Source organism: Singulisphaera acidiphila DSM 18658 (genome assembly GCF_000242455.2).
GTDB lineage: Bacteria > Planctomycetota > Planctomycetia > Isosphaerales > Isosphaeraceae > Singulisphaera > Singulisphaera acidiphila.
In genome coordinates this window covers 9,139,040-9,156,746 of sequence record NC_019892.1, presented here as the reverse complement: position 1 = coordinate 9,156,746, position 17,707 = coordinate 9,139,040, and the positions used below count along the sequence as shown (strand labels likewise).

The 17,707-nt window shown below is 62.5% G+C and carries 9 protein-coding genes; 3 read left to right on the top strand and 6 right to left on the bottom strand.

Translation table 11 applies throughout. From position 1 onward, the window contains the following. Positions 1-114 precede the first annotated feature (114 nt). The gene (locus tag SINAC_RS35345) at positions 115-1,500 is read left to right on the top strand and encodes an IS4 family transposase (RefSeq protein ID WP_015244181.1); all 1,386 of its coding nucleotides are present in this window, start codon (positions 115-117) and stop codon (positions 1,498-1,500) included. A gap of 586 nt (positions 1,501-2,086) precedes the next feature. Here SINAC_RS35345 and SINAC_RS35340 read toward each other — a convergent pair. The 3 genes from SINAC_RS35340 to SINAC_RS35330 all read right to left on the bottom strand — a co-directional run bounded on the left by SINAC_RS35340 (position 2,087) and on the right by SINAC_RS35330 (position 7,781). Further along, complete coding sequence (locus tag SINAC_RS35340) at positions 2,087-3,592, bottom strand: DUF1501 domain-containing protein (RefSeq protein WP_015250333.1); 1,506 nt, start codon at positions 3,590-3,592, stop codon at positions 2,087-2,089. A 122-nt stretch (positions 3,593-3,714) separates the two neighbouring features. Further along, complete coding sequence (locus SINAC_RS35335) at positions 3,715-6,594, bottom strand: DUF1553 domain-containing protein (RefSeq protein ID WP_015250332.1); 2,880 nt, start codon at positions 6,592-6,594, stop codon at positions 3,715-3,717. Between the two features lie 257 nt (positions 6,595-6,851). Next, positions 6,852-7,781 (bottom strand): cation diffusion facilitator family transporter, encoded by a 930-nt coding sequence (locus tag SINAC_RS35330; protein ID WP_015250331.1) that lies wholly within the window; start codon positions 7,779-7,781, stop codon positions 6,852-6,854. 514 nt (positions 7,782-8,295) lie between these two features. Here SINAC_RS35330 and SINAC_RS35325 point away from each other — a divergent pair. Both SINAC_RS35325 and SINAC_RS35320 read left to right on the top strand, forming a co-directional pair. Then, the gene (locus SINAC_RS35325; protein ID WP_015250330.1) at positions 8,296-13,179 is read left to right on the top strand and encodes a DUF4082 domain-containing protein; all 4,884 of its coding nucleotides are present in this window, start codon (positions 8,296-8,298) and stop codon (positions 13,177-13,179) included. 248 nt (positions 13,180-13,427) lie between these two features. Beyond that, a complete protein-coding gene (locus SINAC_RS35320; RefSeq protein ID WP_015244411.1) occupies positions 13,428-14,666 on the top strand; it encodes an IS701-like element ISSiac1 family transposase in 1,239 nt (412 codons plus the stop codon). 66 nt (positions 14,667-14,732) lie between these two features. Here SINAC_RS35320 and SINAC_RS35315 read toward each other — a convergent pair whose 3' ends face one another. The 3 genes from SINAC_RS35315 to SINAC_RS35305 form a co-directional block, all read right to left on the bottom strand. Further along, positions 14,733-15,641 (bottom strand): cysteine hydrolase family protein, encoded by a 909-nt coding sequence (locus SINAC_RS35315; protein ID WP_015250329.1) that lies wholly within the window; start codon positions 15,639-15,641, stop codon positions 14,733-14,735. Positions 15,642-16,073: 432 nt separating this feature from the next. Continuing rightward, a complete protein-coding gene (locus tag SINAC_RS35310) occupies positions 16,074-17,033 on the bottom strand; it encodes a DUF1559 domain-containing protein (protein WP_015250327.1) in 960 nt (319 codons plus the stop codon). Positions 17,034-17,215: 182 nt separating this feature from the next. Beyond that, a complete protein-coding gene (locus SINAC_RS35305) occupies positions 17,216-17,656 on the bottom strand; it encodes a hypothetical protein (protein ID WP_015250326.1) in 441 nt (146 codons plus the stop codon). Positions 17,657-17,707: the final 51 nt, after the last annotated feature.

Below are 17,707 nucleotides of genomic sequence, written 5' to 3'. Positions count from 1 at the left end.
CCAGAGTTTCCCCCTGCTTTTTTCGGGCAATCTGGCATAGTCAATGCTTCTCTTGACCCACCCGTCGGTCTGACGGCCCGGGGCAAGGTACCCTGGCTTGCTCGGATGCTCATCATGAGTCCCACACTGACCGACCCTGAGGCTTGGGCCCAAGCCAATTTCGCCGGTGCCGATCTGGGCGACAAACGCCGAGAAACGCGGCTGATCCGACTCGCCACGCAAATCGCCGTGGATTCCTCGGCCAGTCTTCCGAAAGCGACGGGCAATTGGGACGACCTCAGGGCCGCTTATCGCCTGCTCGACTCCTCGGCCGTCAACTTCCGGGCGATTGCCGAGCCGCATTGGCGTTCGATCCGGGAAACCAGCCCCGAGATGGCCCTGATCCTTGACGACACCACCGAGATTGATTTCGGATGCACCCGACAGATTCAAGGCGTGGGGCCCGTTGGTACGGGCACGGGTCAGGGCTTCATGATCCACTCCGGATTGATGGTCTCCCACAAGGACGAGGTCGTCTACGGCCTCGCAGGCCAAATTCTCTTTCATCGCAAACCGGTTCCCAAGGGGGAGAGTCGGACGCAACGCCGCAAACGCGATCGCGAGTCGGAGGTCTGGGGAAAACTCATCGAACTGATCGGTTCCCCGCCCCAAAACACACGCTGGGTTCACGTCATGGACCGTGGATCCGACGATTTCGAGGTCTATTGCCGCGCCCAGCGTCAGGGCGTCGATTGGGTCGGACGGGTCAAGAGCCTGCACCGACGCGTCCAGGGTGCCGATGGTCTCGAACGCCCGTTGCAGGAGGAACTCGAATCGGTACCGCAAGCGGGTTGCTTCACGCTCAAGCTGCGGTCTCGTCCCGGATTGCCGGCGCGAACCGCCAAGCTCACCGTCACGTTCGTGCGGGCGACGATGCTCGTACCGCGGCAGCCCGCGGACTCGCTGAAGGGTCTCGATCCGCAACCGATCGCGCAATACGTGGTGTGTGTGCGTGAGGTCGATCCGCCCGCCTCGGTCAAAGAACCGATCGAATGGGTGCTGTACACTTCTCTGGAAGTGGCCTGCCTTGAGGATGCGTTGCGGATCATTTCCTATTATGAAAAGAGATGGCTGATCGAAGAATGGCACAAAGCGTTGAAATCGGGTTGCAGTGCAGCCGATCATCAACTCAAGGCGAGCCATCGGCTGGAGGCGCTGACGGGTCTGCTGTCAGTGGTGGCGGTACGGCTCTTGCAGTTGAAAGGGATCGCCCGATCGGAACCGGAACGGCCGGCGATCGAAGCCGCCCCGCCAAAATATGTGGCCGTGCTCCGCGCGTTTCGGCGAACGACTGAGGCGTTGCCATGGGGAACGTATCAGTTTTTTCGGGAGTTGGCGAAACTCGGGGGATTCCTGGGACGGAAGGGGGACGGTGAGCCGGGATGGCAAACGATCTGGAGGGGATGGATGAAGCTCCAAGCGATGGTTCAGGGGGCTGAGCTGGACCTTCGCTTGGAGTAGCATTACTGCGCAAACGTTCTTGGTAAGGACAAGGGCGCAAGCCCCTGGATGTGAATCAAGCAAGAATATTCCTATGATTTTTCTGCTCTCCCCGCCGCGGCTGGCGGGCCGACGGCCCGCCAGCCGCGGCGGGGAGAGTGGCGCATGGCTTCAAGAATTCCCCAGGGCTTGCGCCCTGGGCTAGAAACGGTCGCCCCTTCGGGGCTAGCAAAGGCCGCCATACCCTGGCAAGCGTGCCCGCAAACAGGAAGGGGCTAACGGCTGCGCTACCACGGGTCGCGGCAAAGGCCGCCATGCCCCTGGCAAGCGGTCTCGCGAACGGGAAAAGGGGCCAACGCCCTGCGCCACCACGGGTCGCGGCAAAGGCAATCATGCCGCTGACGCCGGGTGTCACGGGTTCCGTACGTACTCGGACCCCGTGGCACCCATTTCCCGGTGAAGCCCGGCCTTCCGAGACACGAACCTTGCCCTGCCACTACACAACTCCCCGCAAGCCGCCCTGCATCGTCTGTCACGACGGCGAATGGAATGGTGTGGGACGCTCTTCGCTGTTCCGGTGGCGAAGGAGGCATTTCCTGATCTAATTTCAAGTGAGGATTTCGTGGATCGGTCGGCCGTAGTCGATTTCGAGACGCTTGCGGCCGGGGATGTCGAGCTTGCGGGAGTCGAGGCCCATCAGGTGCAAGAGGGTGGCGTGGATGTCGGTGACGTAGTGCGGGCTCTCGACGGCGTGGAAGCCGAGTTCATCGGTGGCGCCGTGGACGGTGGCCCCTTTGATGCCTGCGCCGGCGAACCAGACGGTGAAGGCGTGCGGATGGTGGTCGCGACCGGTGGGAGAGGTGAGACCCGGGCGGACTTCCAGGCCCGGGGTGCGGCCGAACTCGGTGCAGCAGACGACCGTGACGTCGTCGGTCAGCCCGCGCCGCTTCAGGTCTTTGAGCAGGCCCGCGATCGGCCGATCGACTCGGGCACATGACTGCGCGTGCAGGTCTTTGAGCTTGGAGTGTGAATCCCACTCGCCGTAGTCGCTGAGATAGACCAGGGTGAACCGTACCCCACGCTCGGCCAGGCGGCGGGCGGCGAGCAGGCGGCGGCCGTAGATTGCCGTCCCTTCCTGATCGATTCCGTATAGACTTTGAGTTTCCGGCGACTCCTGGGCGAGGTTGACGACCTCGGGCACCGACCCTTGCATCCGGAAGGCCAACTCGTAGGCCTTGATCCGAGCGCGCAACTGGTCGTCTTCAGGGTATTCGACCGACGAGAGCTGGTTGAGCTCACGGATCAACGCAAACTCATTCGCCTGTTCCTCGGCGAGGACCCCCGGCGCCAGGGTGCCGAAGGGGAGCGGGTTCTTCGGGTCGAGAGAGAGCTCCACCCCCGAGTACTGAGGGCCCAGGTAGTCGGCGTTGAAGTCCTCGCGAACACGCGGATCTTTGTACTGGCCGAGGAAGACGAACTGGGGGAGATCCTCGTTCAGGGTTCCCAGGCCATAGTTGATCCAGGAGCCGATGACCGGCTGCCGCTCATCGAGCTTGTGGCGGCCATGGTGCATCTGGAATTCGGCGGCGTGGTCGTTGTCGGTCGTGTACATCGAGCGGACGAAGGCGATGTCGTCGACGCAGGTCGAGAGGTGGGGCCACCAGTCGCTGATCTCGACCCCCACCTGACCGCGCTTCTTGAACCCGACCTGGAGTGGGAAGATTTCGGAGTGAGTCCGGTCTTCGCCGACGACGGCCCGTGACCGTTCGCGAAACAAGGGAGACTTGAACGGGCTGGGGAGTCCGGTCGCGTCGTAGGTTTTGCCCGCGTACTTGTTCAGGAGCGGTTTCGGGTCCCAGGTCTCCAGGTGGCTGACTCCACCAGAGAGGAAGATCCAGATCACACTCTTGGTTTTCGGATCCCCCTGCGGACGTCCATCGGGAGGCGACCAGGCCGGGATCTCAGGCGCATCGGCCCGGACTACGCCGTCGCGAGCGAGCATCGATCCGAGCGCCAGCCCGGTGAGTCCATTGCCGACATCGGCCAGGAAGGTCCGGCGGCGGATCCGGCCGCAAGGGGGCCCGCTCTTTGTCTGACGGTGATGACCTGCCATTCTCGCCTCCTTCATCCGGCCTCTGCTCTGGATCATCGTTTTTGCGGTGCATCCGACATGGCCTGAGTTTCGGCCGGTCGAGCTACGGGAATCACCGTTCAATTTCTCATCGGATGAGCCTTTTAGTGGATCGTGACAAAGTCATTGTGGCTGAACAGGGCGTGAACCAGGTCTCGTCGCGCCCTGGCTTCCGGATCATCCTTGGAGTTCGCGGCCGACCCCGAGGGATCGGACAGGCGGGCGAGCAGGGACGCTTGCTTCGCGAGGAAGGCGCCGGCGAGTTCACGCTCACGGGTTGTGGGTAGACGAGTTAATATTTGCTCGAAACTTGCAATAATAAATGTTTCGACTCGGCTTGGTTCGCTGCCGGTGGATAGCTCCGATTCATTCCACAATCGGTCGGCCAGGGTTCGGCTCAGCGCGAGGAGCCACTCGTTGTTGACCAGGGCGAGTGCCTGCTGGGGAACGACCGAGGTCGATCGCTTGTAGGCATCGCAGGCGTCGGGGGCGTCGAACAACTCGAGGAACGTCATCCGGGCTTCGCCGTGGTGGGTGAAGTAGAGGCTTCGGCGGGCGGAGGTCAGGCCCTGGGCGAAGTCGATATCGGGGCCGCCCAGGGTCGAGTCGAGTGCTCCGGCTACGTGCAGCAGGCCGTCGCGAACTTCTTCGGCCTCCATCCGCGACGCGGGGAAGTGCCAGTACCATTGGTTCTCGCGATCGATGCCTCGGTTTCGATCGGCTTCGCTTACCCCGGCCTGATGGGAGCGCATCCGGTACGAGGCGCTGGTGACGAGCCGGCGATGGAGCGCTTTCATCGACCAGGGCTGGACGCTGGGGGCCGTCGGCTCCATCAACTCGACGGCGAGCCAATCGAGCAACTTGGGATGGGTCGGCGGCGAGCCGTTGCGGCCGAAGTCGCTGGTGGTGGCGACGAGCGGTGTGCCGAAATGCCAGCGCCAGAGATGGTTGACGGCAACGCGAGCCGCCAGCGGGTTGGCGCGGTTGGTGATCCAATTCGCCAGGGCCGTCCGCCGCCCCGTGCTCCGGGTCGGATAGACCGGACTGAGCGGCGTGTAGGCGGTTGAATCGTTGGCAATCGCGGCCTGTGCGGCATCCCGCGCCTTGCGAGCGGCCGTCAGCGTCTGGGAAGCCGCAGTGAGTTCGGCTGTCGACTTGCCTCCGGCTGCGGCCACGGCAGACTCGCCACGGGCCACGTCGATCTCGGCCCGAGCCGCCGCGGCGCGGCGCTCGGCTTTCGAGGCCGCTCGACGACGGGCTTTGATGTCACCTGATGCGGAGACCTGTTTTGCATCATCCGCCGCAATCCGAGCTTGAATGGCGTCCCGCTCAGCCATTGCCGCGTTTCGGCCCGCCTCCTCAATGGCGACGGCCGTTCGGGCTGCCTCGAGCGCGGTGCGGGCGGCTTGCAACTCGGATGCAACGGGGCCAGGCTCCGGGAAGGCGAGGATACTCATAAACGGGTCGGCGAATGCCCGTGGATTATCAGGGGCGAGCTTCGCTTCCCGATCGGCCAGCGCCCGCTCTGCGGCATGGGCCAGGGGCAGGGACTTGGCAAGGTCGGCGCTTGACTTGGCGACGGCTGCGTCACGTGCCCTCATTTCATCGGTGCGGATAAACGTCCTCAAGCCCGGGTATGAGGATTCGGCCGGCAGGTCGATCGGCTTGACCTCGAACGAAGCACCCCCGAGGAAGCTGGGCATGCCGGGTGGGACCGGCGGCCGGTCCGGCACGACGTTGCGCGACTCGCCCCGGGTATAGAGGAAGGTCTTGGCGTCGAGCTTCTCATCGAACACTCGCACAAGTCCCGACGTGATTGGCCCGTAGGCTTTGCCGTAGTCGTACTTCGGGTAGGGGCCGGGGTCGGGTTCGCCCGCGACGCGGTCGTGCCGGATCTCGAGCGGCTCGAAGACCGCGCGAAGGGCGAAGTAGTCCTCATGCTTGATCGGGTCGTATTTGTGGTCGTGGCAATGGGCGCAGTTGAACGTGAGGCCGAGGAACGCCTTGCCGGTGTGCTCGACGTTGTCTTTCATCCAGATGTTGTAGTTCCAGCGATAAAAATTGCGGACGACGAACCCGGTGGCCACCACGCTGGAGTCGTCGATCGGCGCGAGTTCATCGGCCGCGAGCATCTCGCGGACCATGCGGTCGTACCCTTTGTCCCCGTTCAGCGAGCGGACGATCCAATCACGCCAGCGCCAGATCTGGGCGTAGCTGTTGAGCACGTCTGGCACGGCGCGGCGGCCGTACCAATCGCTGTAGCGCCAGACGTCCATCCAGTGCCGGCCCCAGCGCTCGCCGTATTGAGGGCTCGCCAGGAGCCGATCCACAATCCGTTCGTAGGAGGCGTCGGACGGATCGGCGAGGAACTCGTGCAATTGAGCACGCGTCGGAGGCAGCCCGATCAGGTCGAGGTAGAGCCGACGCAGCAGGACGTGCGGCTCGGCGGGAGGGAGCGGGGTCAGGCCTCGCTGTTCGTGTTCCTCAGCGAGAAACGCGTCGATCGGGTCGCGGACCCACGACGAATCGCGCAAGACCGGCACGGTGGGGCGAACCGGTGGGAGAAACGCCCAGTGCTTGCGCGGGTCGGTTTCGGGTGGTTCGTCGGCCGGCGAAATCGCTCCTTGCTCGATCCAGGTCCGGAGGATCGCCACCTGCTCGGCTGACAGCGGGGCCCCTTCCGGCGGCATCCGCAGGGCAGCGTCCGTCTCGCGGACGCGGTCCAGTAAGAGGCTTTCGTCCCCCTGGCCTGGCTCGATCGCGGGGCCCCCATCTCCCCCTTGGCGAATGGCCTGACCGGTGTCGAGGCGGAGATTGGCCTGCCGCTTGAGGGCTCCATGGCATGCGTAGCAGCGTTGCTTGAGGATCGGCTTGACCTGCCGGCCGTAGTCGACCGGCTCAGCCCCAGGTGCGTCTTGAGCGAGCAGGAACGCACCAATGGCGAGCACGGTCAGGACGCGAGCACGACGATCCGACGCGAGCATGATCGGCTCCTGAACCTTGCCGCGAGCTCTCTCGCGAACGACAAAAAGAGGCGGGAACGCATCGAGTCGTGACGAGCTTGTGACTCAACGCCTCAAGTCGCCGGGTTCAGCAATGCAGCAAGTTCGAGACCTTTGTTGCGCAAATGTTAATCGTGCTTCGCAATTCTGCCAGAGGATTCCGGTCCTGTCCATCAGGAGGCTTCAGCCGCCGGATGGTCCGGGTGACGGATCCGACCGTTTGGGGGAAGCAGGATGGGTTATGAGCCCATGCTTTTTTCAAAAGGCTCCATATGCACGAGAACTCCGGCGACATGGGGAAACTCGGAGCGAATGGCCCCTTTGACCTTGCCGCTCAGGATATGGGCGTCCCTGAGCGGGAGTGTCGGCTCGGCCTGTACATGGAGGTCGACAAAATATTCCGTTCCGAGTCGTCGGACTCTGAGCTTTTCGATGGCTTGGACGCCCGCGACACTCCGAGCCGCCGCCGCGATTTGTTCGGCGGGGAGCCCTTCCGGCATGCGGTCCATGAGGTCACGGATTGCGGGACGGAGGAGCAGCAGGCCGTTGATGGCGATGATGGCCGCCGCGACGAGGGCGGCCCAGTCGTCGGCCGACTCCCAGCCGGGGCCGCCCCAGAGAGCCACGCCGATGCCGATGAAGGCGGCGGCTGAAGTGAGAGCGTCACTTCGATGGTGCCAGGCGTCGGCCTTGACGGCGGTGCTCCCCGTTTCCTGGCCGACTTCGAGCACCTTGCGAGACAGGATCTCTTTGACGACGACCACCACGGCGATGACGACCAAGGTAAACGGAGCGGGGGTGTGATGCGGCGTCACGATCTCGCCGACCGCCGCGATCGCGATGCCTAGCGCCGCTCCGATCAACATGAGCGAGACCACCGCGGCGGCGAGGGTCTCGGCCTTGCCGTACCCATAAGGGTAGTCCTCGTCGGGGGGCCGGGTGGTGATCCGGAGTCCGCCCCAGACGATGAGCGAGGAGAAAATGTCTGCGGACGACTCGATGGCGTCGGCGACCAGGGCATAGGTATGGCCGAGGATGCCGGCCGTGAGCTTGATGACGACCAGGGCTGCGTTGATCCCAAGTCCAGTCATCGCCGCACGCATTCCCCGTTCCGCGGGGTTCGGCGATGGCTGGGCCTGGGGCGTCGCGTGTTCGGGTGGTAATTCCATGGCCCCCATTCCAACGTGGCGAGGTTCATTTGGCCAGACCGACTCAGAATTCTCGGAAACGGTTGCTTTCAGGACCACGGCGCTGCGTCGTCTGTTGCCACGGTTGACCAGAGTGTTGCGTCTGCGGCCTTATCGTGGTGTTACTCGTCCGGCGGTCCGCTCCCATGCCTGTCTGGATGTGTAACAAAATAGAATAGCTAAACTCAAAGAAAAATTAGTTTTTCGTAATTAAGTTGTTGGTTGGATCATAGAAGTTTGCGAAAGCGGGACGTGATGAAATTTGTATGCAGTTGAATTTGGCCTATTGATAAGTGCGAGAGGTTGCGACATATTGGATGACGTGCCTCTGGGACGATGAGGTCCGGCACCACATTGTTTGGGCAGGCAGGAGACGGATCGACGAGGGATTGTTGAGGCCGATGTCGGCCTCAATGCGAATGGGGTTGAACCCGGCTTCTCGCGCAACGAGGCACAGGCACAACGTCGTTCATTTTCCGGAATGAGGAGATTGGCGATGATCTTCCGTGAGATGCCGCGCGCCTTTTGTTCGATCCCCCACGCCTCCCGCCGGGCTCGCGGCGGCCGAGGCCGCTTGGAGTTCGAAGTCCTGGAAGATCGGACCTTGCTGGCCAGCAACCCGATCGTTGCCGAGAACCTGCTGCCAGGCAACCCCGCCAGTGAGTGGGATGTTAGCGGGGCCGGCGACCCGACGCTTCAAGGGTTCGCCACGGATATCAGCGTGGACCACGGGCAAACGGTCACCTTCAAAATCGATGATACGACGGGAGCGTCCTATCATATCGATGTCTATCGGATGGGTTACTATGGCGGCTTAGGCGCCCGTAAGGTTGCTACCATTTCCGCGTCGGCGACTCTGCACCAGGTCCAGCCGGCCGGTCTCAGCGATCCGACCACGGGGCTGTTGGACTGCGGCAATTGGGCGGTGTCCGCGTCCTGGGCCGTCCCGGCCAGCGCTACCTCGGGGGTCTATTTCGCCAGGCTCGTTCGCGACGACACCGGAGGGGCCAGCCAAATCCCCTTCATCGTGAGAGACGACGAGGGCCATTCGGATCTGCTCTACCAGACCTCCGATGCCACTTGGGAGGCGTACAACAACTATGGGGGCAACAGCCTGTACGAGGGGTCCTCCTCGTTTGGCACCCGCGCCGTCAAGGTGAGCTACAATCGACCCTGGAATACCCGGGCCACCACCGGGGGCCTGGGCGAGACCAACTGGTTCTTCTGGGCCGAGTACCCGATGGTGCGCTGGATGGAGGAGAACGGCTACGACGTCAGTTACTTCACGGACGTGGACAGCGATCGTCTGGGGTCAGAGATCCTCCAGCATAAGGTCTTTCTCTCGGTCGGCCACGACGAATACTGGTCCGGCGCACAGAGGACCAACGTCGAGGTGGCGCGGGACGCGGGGGTGGACCTGGCCTTCTTCAGCGGCAACGAGGTGTTCTGGAAGACCCGCTGGGAGACGAGCATCGACGGCTCCGGCACTCCTTATCGCACCCTCGTGTGCTATAAAGAAACGCATGCCGACGCCAAGATCGACCCGCTGACGAACGTCTGGACGGGGAGCTGGCGCGACCCGCGGTTCAGCCCACCGGCGGACGGCGGTCGGCCGGAAAACAACCTGACCGGCACCATCTTTACCGTCAACCAGGGGGCAGGCGGCGATTTCGGAACCGCCATTCAGGTCCCTGCAGCCGACGCCCTGCTGCGATTCTGGCGGAATACCAGTATCGCAACGCTCCAGCCGGGGCAGACCGCGACCTTGGCCAATGGCACCCTCGGCTACGAGTGGGACGAGGACCTTGACAACGGGGCGCGGCCGGCCGGCCTTATTCAACTCTCCTCCACGACCGAGAATGTCCCCCAGCGGATCCAGGATTACGGTAACGACTTCGGACCGGCGACCGCGACGCACAGCCTGACCCTTTACCGGGCTGATAGCGGGGCTTTGGTCTTCGCGGCCGGCACGGTGCAATGGTCCTTCGGCCTGGACGGCACCCACGATGGACAGGCCACCGTGCCCGATCCGCGGATGCAGCAAGCGACCGTCAACCTCTTCGCCGATATGGGCGTCCAGCCCGGTACGCTTCAGCCGGGGCTGGTGCCGGCCACCGCCTCGACCGATACCGCCCGCCCGACGTCGATCATTACGTCCCTGGCGGCCGGCACGCTCCTCCAGAGTGGCGTCCCCATCACGATCAGCGGCACGGCCACGGACACGGGGGGCGGCATCGTCGCTGCCGTTGAAATCTCCACTGATGGTGGTCTCACCTGGCATCGGGCGACCGGACGCACCTCCTGGAGCTACAGCTGGATACCGACCGCCGGCGGAGCCACCCACATCAGGACGCGGGCTGTCGATGACAGCGCCAACCAGGAGATTCCGACGGCGGGGGTCCCCGTCACCGTGTCGGCACCGAGCTCACTCTGGAACGCCTCCGTGACTCCCACCGATCTCTACGAGAACGACACGCATGCCGCTGAGCTCGGGCTGAAGTTCACCAGCGATGTCGCCGGGTCGATCAACGGAGTCCGCTTCTACAAAGGACCGAGCAACACCGGCACTCATGTCGCTCACCTCTGGACCTCCACAGGGACTCTGCTGGCCTCGGCCACTTTCACCAATGAGTCCGCCTCGGGATGGCAGCAAGTCTCCTTCTCCACTCCCGTGACCATCGCGGCAAATACCACCTACATCGTCTCCTACTTCGCGCCGGTGGGCCAATATGCCGCCAGCAGCAATTACTTCTCGAACTCCGGATTCGACAGCGCTCCTCTCCACACGCCCTCGAGTGCGGCCGGGGGTGGAAACGGCGTCTACCTTTACGGAAGCAGCGGAGGGTTCCCCACGAGCACGTACAATGGGACCAATTATTGGGTTGATCCCCTCTTCACCGCCTCCGGTACGAATACGACCCCCCCGACGGTCACCAGCAGTTCTCCGGCAGCCAACGCGACCGGTGTGTCCACGGCGACGGCGATCACCGCGACCTTCAGCGAACCGGTCCAGGCGGGAAGCGTGGTGATGACTCTGACGGGTCCTGGAGGCGCTGTGTCTGGGTCGCTCGCCTACAACAATGCGACGAACACGGCCACGTTCACGCCTGCGGCCGCGCTTGCGGTTCAAACGACCTATGTCGTCAACGTCAGCGGTGCCAAGGACCAGGCCAACAACGTCATGACGAGCGTTTCCTGGTCCTTTACCACCGCCGCCACTGCCGGTTCCCCGAGCTCACTCTGGAACGCTGCCGTGACGCCTGCTATTGGCTCTGTGAACGACACGCATGCCGTCGAGCTCGGACTGAAGTTCACCAGCGATGTCGCCGGAACGATCAACGGAGTCCGCTTCTACAAAGGACCGAGCAACACCGGCACTCATGTCGCTCACCTCTGGACCTCCACAGGGACTCTGCTGGCCTCGGCCACTTTCACCAATGAGTCCGCCTCGGGATGGCAGCAAGTTTCCTTCTCCACTCCCGTGAGCATCGCGGCAAATACCACCTACATCGTCTCCTACTTCGCGCCGGTGGGCGAATACGCCGCCAACAGCAATTACTTCTCAAGCTCCGGATTCGACAACGCTCCCCTCCATGCGCCCTCGAACGCGGCCGGGGGTGGAAACGGCGTCTACCTTTACGGAAGCAGCGGAGGGTTCCCCACGAGCACGTACAATGGGACCAATTACTGGGTCGATCCTCTTTTCACCGCCTCCGGTACGAATACGACCCCCCCGACGGTCACCAGCAGTTCTCCGGCAGCCAACGCGACCGGTGTGTCCACGGCGACGGCGATCACCGCGACCTTCAGCGAACCGGTCCAGGCGGGAAGCGTGGTGATGACTCTGACGGGTCCTGGGGGTGCCGTGTCTGGGTCGCTCGCCTACAACAATGCGACGAATACGGCCACGTTCACGCCTGCGGCCGCGCTTGCGGTTCAAACGACCTATGTCGTCAACGTCAGCGGTGCCAAGGACCAGGCCAACAACGTCATGACGAGCGTTTCCTGGTCCTTTACCACCGCCGCCACTGGCACGACGTCGGGCCTGGTCGCCGCCTATGGCTTTAACGAGGGGACCGGCACGACCGTTACGGACGTCTCCGGTCATGGCCTGAACGGCGTCATTGTCAACGCGACGTGGACCACCGCCGGACGCTTCGGCGACGCGCTCTCCTTCAACGGCACGAACGCGATGGTGACTGTGAATGAGAATAGCCTGCTGGACTTGACCAACGGAATGACCCTGGAGGCCTGGGTGAAACCGGTCGCTCTGAACGGCTGGACCACCACGATCCTCAAGGAGCGACCCGGCGGCTTGGCCTATTCGCTCTACGCTTCGGACAACGTTGGCCGGCCGCCTGCCGGCTACATCAATGTCTCGGGGACGGATTCCAGCGTGGTGGGAGCGTCGGCCCTGGCTCTAAATACATGGACGTATATGACCGCAACTTACGATGGCGCAGCGATGCGCCTTTACATCAACGGGACGTTGGTCCAGACTCGCTCACTCGCCGGGACCATCATCACGTCGAACAACGCCTTGCGGATCGGCGGCAACACGATCTGGGGCGAATACTTCAACGGCCTGATCGACGAAGTCCGTGTGTACAACCGAGCCCTGGCCCCGTCCGAGATCCAGGTTGATATGAACACGCCGATCGGCGGCGGCTCCGGCGCCCTGATGGCGACGGCAGCGCCGGCCGTGTCGTCGGCTTCCGCCCCCTTGACCCCGGCGGCGATGGCCCCCCTCGTCACGGAGGCCGTGGCCCGTTGGCAGGATGCGTTGCCTGCAGGGACCGATCTGAGCGTGTTGGCGCACACCCCGATCCGGATCGCAGACCTTCCGGGGACGCAATTGGGTTGGACGGGGGATGGGGCGATCTGGATCAACCAGAATGCGGCGGGATACGGCTGGTTTGTGGACCCCACCCCTCAAAATGACAGTGAGTTCACCCAACCCGGTGATCAGGGCGAGCAAGGCCGGATCGATCTGCTGACCGTCCTCGCGCATGAGATGGGGCATGTCCTGGGATTCGGGCACGAGGCTGAGGGTGTCATGGCCGAGGCCCTGGGCCCCGGTGTGCGGAGGCTTCCCGGGTCCCCCCTGTCCCATGATGAGGCCCTGGCCTCTCTTGCTCAGACGGACCATGGGGATGACGACCTGCGGATCCCCATGGACGATCCAACGCTCACACAGCTTGCCTCGGAACTGATCCAGGCCCGCGCCAATCGCTCACGGCTCGTGGTGAACCAGACGGCCTCGTTCCTCGATCCCAAGCTTTTGTCGACGGTGGTGTCCTCGAAACGGCAACCGCCCCAGTCAAGTGTCCTCGATCCATTTCAAGCGGGTATTCGAGGATTCAGGACGGATGTCTCTTGATCCGAATGGCCTCTTGATGCCGCATGGCAAGAGGCCGGGGCGGAACTCACTGACGAGACAACCGGCGTTTGGGGTCGCCATTTTCCGGGACCCCAGGCGTTCCTGTTGTGATTGAGTTGTTGATTTTGAATATTCTGACTTGAATCTGGTATTTTGCAAACTGGTCCGCGGCAGCGTTAAAATAGGTAGACGAGGCTCGAGTTTTGCCCAAATTGCTCTGGCGCAGTTGGACTGCGGAGCATCGGCTTATGCCTGGAATTATCGAATTTCCCAAGCTGGTCGAAGCCGCCCTGACCCAGCACGGCGACCTCTTCGCCAATGAGTGCCAACGTCGCCACTTCGCCGAGTACCTCACCGGCCTGTTCGTCGCCGACCGGAAAACCGTCCTCGGCATTCATGACGAGTTCGCCCAGACCACCGACCAATCCTGCCTCAATCGCTTCCTCACCGCCGCCCAGTGGGACCCCGAGACGCTCAACGATCGAAGGCTCGAGCAACTCCAGAAGGAGCCCTCCACTCGCTACAGCGTTCAGGGCGTCATCCCGATCGACAATACTCTCGTCGATCGGGACGGGATGCTGATTCCCGACGCCAACTGGTTCTGGGACCACACCGAAGAGCGGAACAAGATCGCCCAGGACTATCTCTTCGTCAACTACGTCTGCACCAGCGGCAAGCACTACCCCCTGGAGTTCCGGCTCTTCCGCAAGCAAGAGGTCTGCGAAGCCTTGGACGAGCCGTTCCGCAACCATACCGCCTTGTGCTGCGAGCTGATCGATTGGGTCTGCGAGCGGGGAATCCCCGGCGACTTCGCCATGGACTGCTACTTCACCAACGCCGAGGTCCTCAACCACATTGATGGGAAGCAGGATCGGTTGGGACGGCCCCACGGTTACGTGGGCGATCTCAAGACCAACCGCAAGTTGGAGTGGAAGGGGGGGATCCTCAAGGCCAACGAGTTGGCGGCGTCGATCCCGGTGGAGGACCGCAAAGCGATGAGGATCGGCGACCGTCGCCAGTGGTACTTCACGGTGACGGTCCGAATCCCCGGGGTGAACCACAAGGTGCGGATTGTCATCCTCTGGCACTACCGCAACGACGGGACGTGCTGCAAGATCCTGGTGACGAATCGGATTACCTGGGAGGTGAGTCGGATCGTGCGGGTGTACCGCCATCGCTGGACAGGCACGGAGACGTTCCATCGGGACGGCAAGCAACAACTCGGGTTGGGTGACTGTCAGTTGCGTGATGTCCAGGGCCAGACCCGGCATATGTACCTGGTCATGCTGGCGTACAGTCTGCTCATGAGCGAGTTGAAGCAGGGTCGTGCGAAGGAGTGGGCACTCCATCGGCTGATGACCATCGGCGAGGCCTGTCGGGCGATGACGAGGGAAGCCCTGCGGACGACGCTCTCGTGGGCGATCGAGCAAGTCACGCAATTTGAGCAACCCTATGAACATGTCGTGGCTCAGCTGGGGTTATCCTGACTTTGCAAAACACCAGTTGAATGATTGCGGGGTGCCCACCGACCCAGGGAATGCCAGAAGCGTACGTCAGGCCTGCGGCAGTCCGGCAATGATCTCGTCGGACGTGACGGAGGTATTACCGAACATTTCCAAGAAAAGGATTGCGCCGCGGGTCTGGCTGAGCGCCGACTGCGTCTCGCTCGACTCCATGCCGGTCGTGCAGTCGCGAACGACGATGACCTCGTAGCCGCGTTGATTCATGGCCAGTGTGCCATAGTCTCTGACGAGGATGCAGGCGTTGGTGTTGAAGCCGGCGAAGAAGAGAAAGAGGATGCCGTGGCGTTTGCAATAGCGATGGAGCTCTTCGCCGGTTGCGATAACCGGTTCGCCGGCCAGTGGCTGGACTTTCGGATGGAGCTTGCGCTCGGCGCCGAGTTTGTTCAGTTCCGGCTGGCGCGGTTCATTCGGTCGGCCGTAGGGTTGATATTGGCCGCTCTTGCTGCGGAATTCTGCTGGCGGCCAGTCCTCGCGTTTTGGCGTCACCTCGGTTTCGCCGACGAGATTCACCCAGTTGGGATGTGGCCTGGCTTGCGCGGGTGAGGGGGCGTGAATGATCGGCAGGCCGGCCGCGCGGCAGGCGGTCAGTAGCGGCACCAACTTGTCGTCGATGATCGCTTCCGCCCGCGCCTCGGTGTCCAGGAGGTAGTGATGATCCCAGACGTCCACGAGCACAATCGCTGCCTGGGATAAGGGGATCGTCCAGTCGAGTGCCGCGTGGGCCGTGTTGGTCTCGACCCACTCGACGCCGGGATCAACGTGCCAGCGATAGTAACGCGGTTTGATGTGCAGGCTCGATGGGCTGCGGCTGCCATGCTGCTCTGAATCCTTGGACGCCGATTGGGCAGACAGAGGCGACAGGTCTGAGAGCATCGCCACCACGGCGCCGGCCGTGATCGACGTCGTCAAAAACTCGCGTCGGCTTGTTTCGGGATCCATTTGGAATCACTCCATTTCGGATTTTGCTGGGGATGGAAGCGGTTTCTATTCTCCGCCTTAACCCAATGTGAGGCCTGCATATCACGGGGTCTGCCCAGGCTGTATCTTAGAGCAAGACACTCCGGAAATCACGAGTGAGAGGTGGGCTTGTCTCGCCCCTCCTCGTTCGACGGGGGGGAGTTGATGGATATGTGCGAGATCACTGGTGGGATCTTGAATCTCGGCTGCTCGCTCTAAGTTTGTCCAAGGTTATGTGATTAAACTGTATTTTGTTGAAAAAAAGAGGCCCGAATGGCATGGCTTTCCTGGCCTTCTCTAGCGATGGCATCAGTGTGTGGATTCCCACGCACCTGATCTGCTTTCTGTTCCCAAGGGGCGAGCAAGCCCCTTGGGAATTGGCCGATTTGCCCCGAAAACCTTGCAGCCGCCGGCTCAGTACGCGTCGGCGCTGATGATTTCGCCCCCCTGGGTGGAGCCGAGTCCACGCCAGGTCATCAGGCTGACCGTGTTCTTGATGAACTTCACGGTGCCGTCACCCATTGCGACGTTGACCCCGCCCGGGTGTCGACTCCGCGCGGCGAACATGTTCGGGCACGTGGTTGTCGACTCCTGGCAGGGCGGGTTTGTTCCGAAAGGATATTTGCAGTAACCGATAGTATAGATGCAGTCGGGCAGAGTGCTGTTCGGGGCGAGGTAGGTCTCGAAGCCCGATGCATCGCCCCAGTGGGTGAACCCGCGAAGGTCGAGGCCCTGCCCCTGGATCACCTCGGCGGCGAGGATCGTATTGCTCGTCCCGTCGGTGAGGTCACGAAGGCCCCTGGTGCCCCATGCCGCCGTCGTCGACCCATTATTCGGAGCGCCCGGGGGGTAAAGATCGCTGAACGGAGCTCCGTTGAATGCGACGCCGTTGAGCGTTACCTGCTGCCCGTTGCCGGTGTTCCCGTAGTTGAACGCATAGCTGTGCGAATTGATGTTGCCGGAAGGGACCTGCGGCGAGTCGCTCGGGCAGGTGTAGGCATTGATCCGGTTGTGGGTCACGGTGGAGTTGCCCACACCACTGTAACGGTACATGCCGCCTCCCACGTCGTTATCCGGGCCGGCGATGAAGTTCCACGAATTGTACATCGCGCCTTGTTCGAGGAACGGCATCACGAATACCGTCCAGGTCCCGAAGCAGCACCCCTTCTTGCCGGGGGGCAGCGACATGTTCACACTTTCGTAGTTCATGACGCCGAGGCCAATCTGCTTGAGATTGTTGATGCACTGGGATCGGCGGGCTGCCTCACGCGCCGCTTGGACGGCGGGCAGCAAGAGCGCAATCAACACGGCGATGATCGCGATCACTACCAACAGTTCGATCAGGGTGAATCCACGGCGAGAGCGATGCCTCATCAAATCACCTCACGATAAGGTTTCAGGATGACGGATCGAAACAACACCAAAGACCTTGGAAATCGACGTCGACTGAAGGATGAGTAAGAGGAAGGCGGAAACACCAGGCGTCTCCGGCCGGCATGAACGATCACTTGCGGAGTTGAACCACCACGGTGTGGAGCCGAGAGGCCCCCGGTGAACTATTTCGACTTCATGGGAAAGTCGATGGAATTTGCTTTGCCGGCTTCGACCTTGGCGGTCAGTTTGCTCGCCGTGTTGTACTTGGCTGGGATCGGGTCGGGCCGCGGCGCTGTCGGAGCGCCGGGCGGAGGCGGAGGGGTGTCCGTGGCCGCCGCTGGTGCCGAAGAACTGGAGATGAGGACCTTGTACTCGCCGGGAGTCGGCCCCTGGAGCCGTTCGATCGCGTACTTGCCGTCGGTCACGCTCCCCCCCGCGGCCACTCCTTCACTGCCCATCGGCTGAAACTGGATGAACCCGTGGGCCAATGGCTGTTCGTCCAGAGTCACGGTTCCCGAAACCGCCTGATGCGGCAAGTCATCGCCCTGTCCCCCTTCGCAGCCGCCCAGTGCGGTGAGCAGAATGACGCTTGAGAACTGGATCCGTTTTTGCATTGTCCTCATGGGCAATTTCCTTTGGGAATCTTGGAGATAATACCAACCCTGGATGGCACA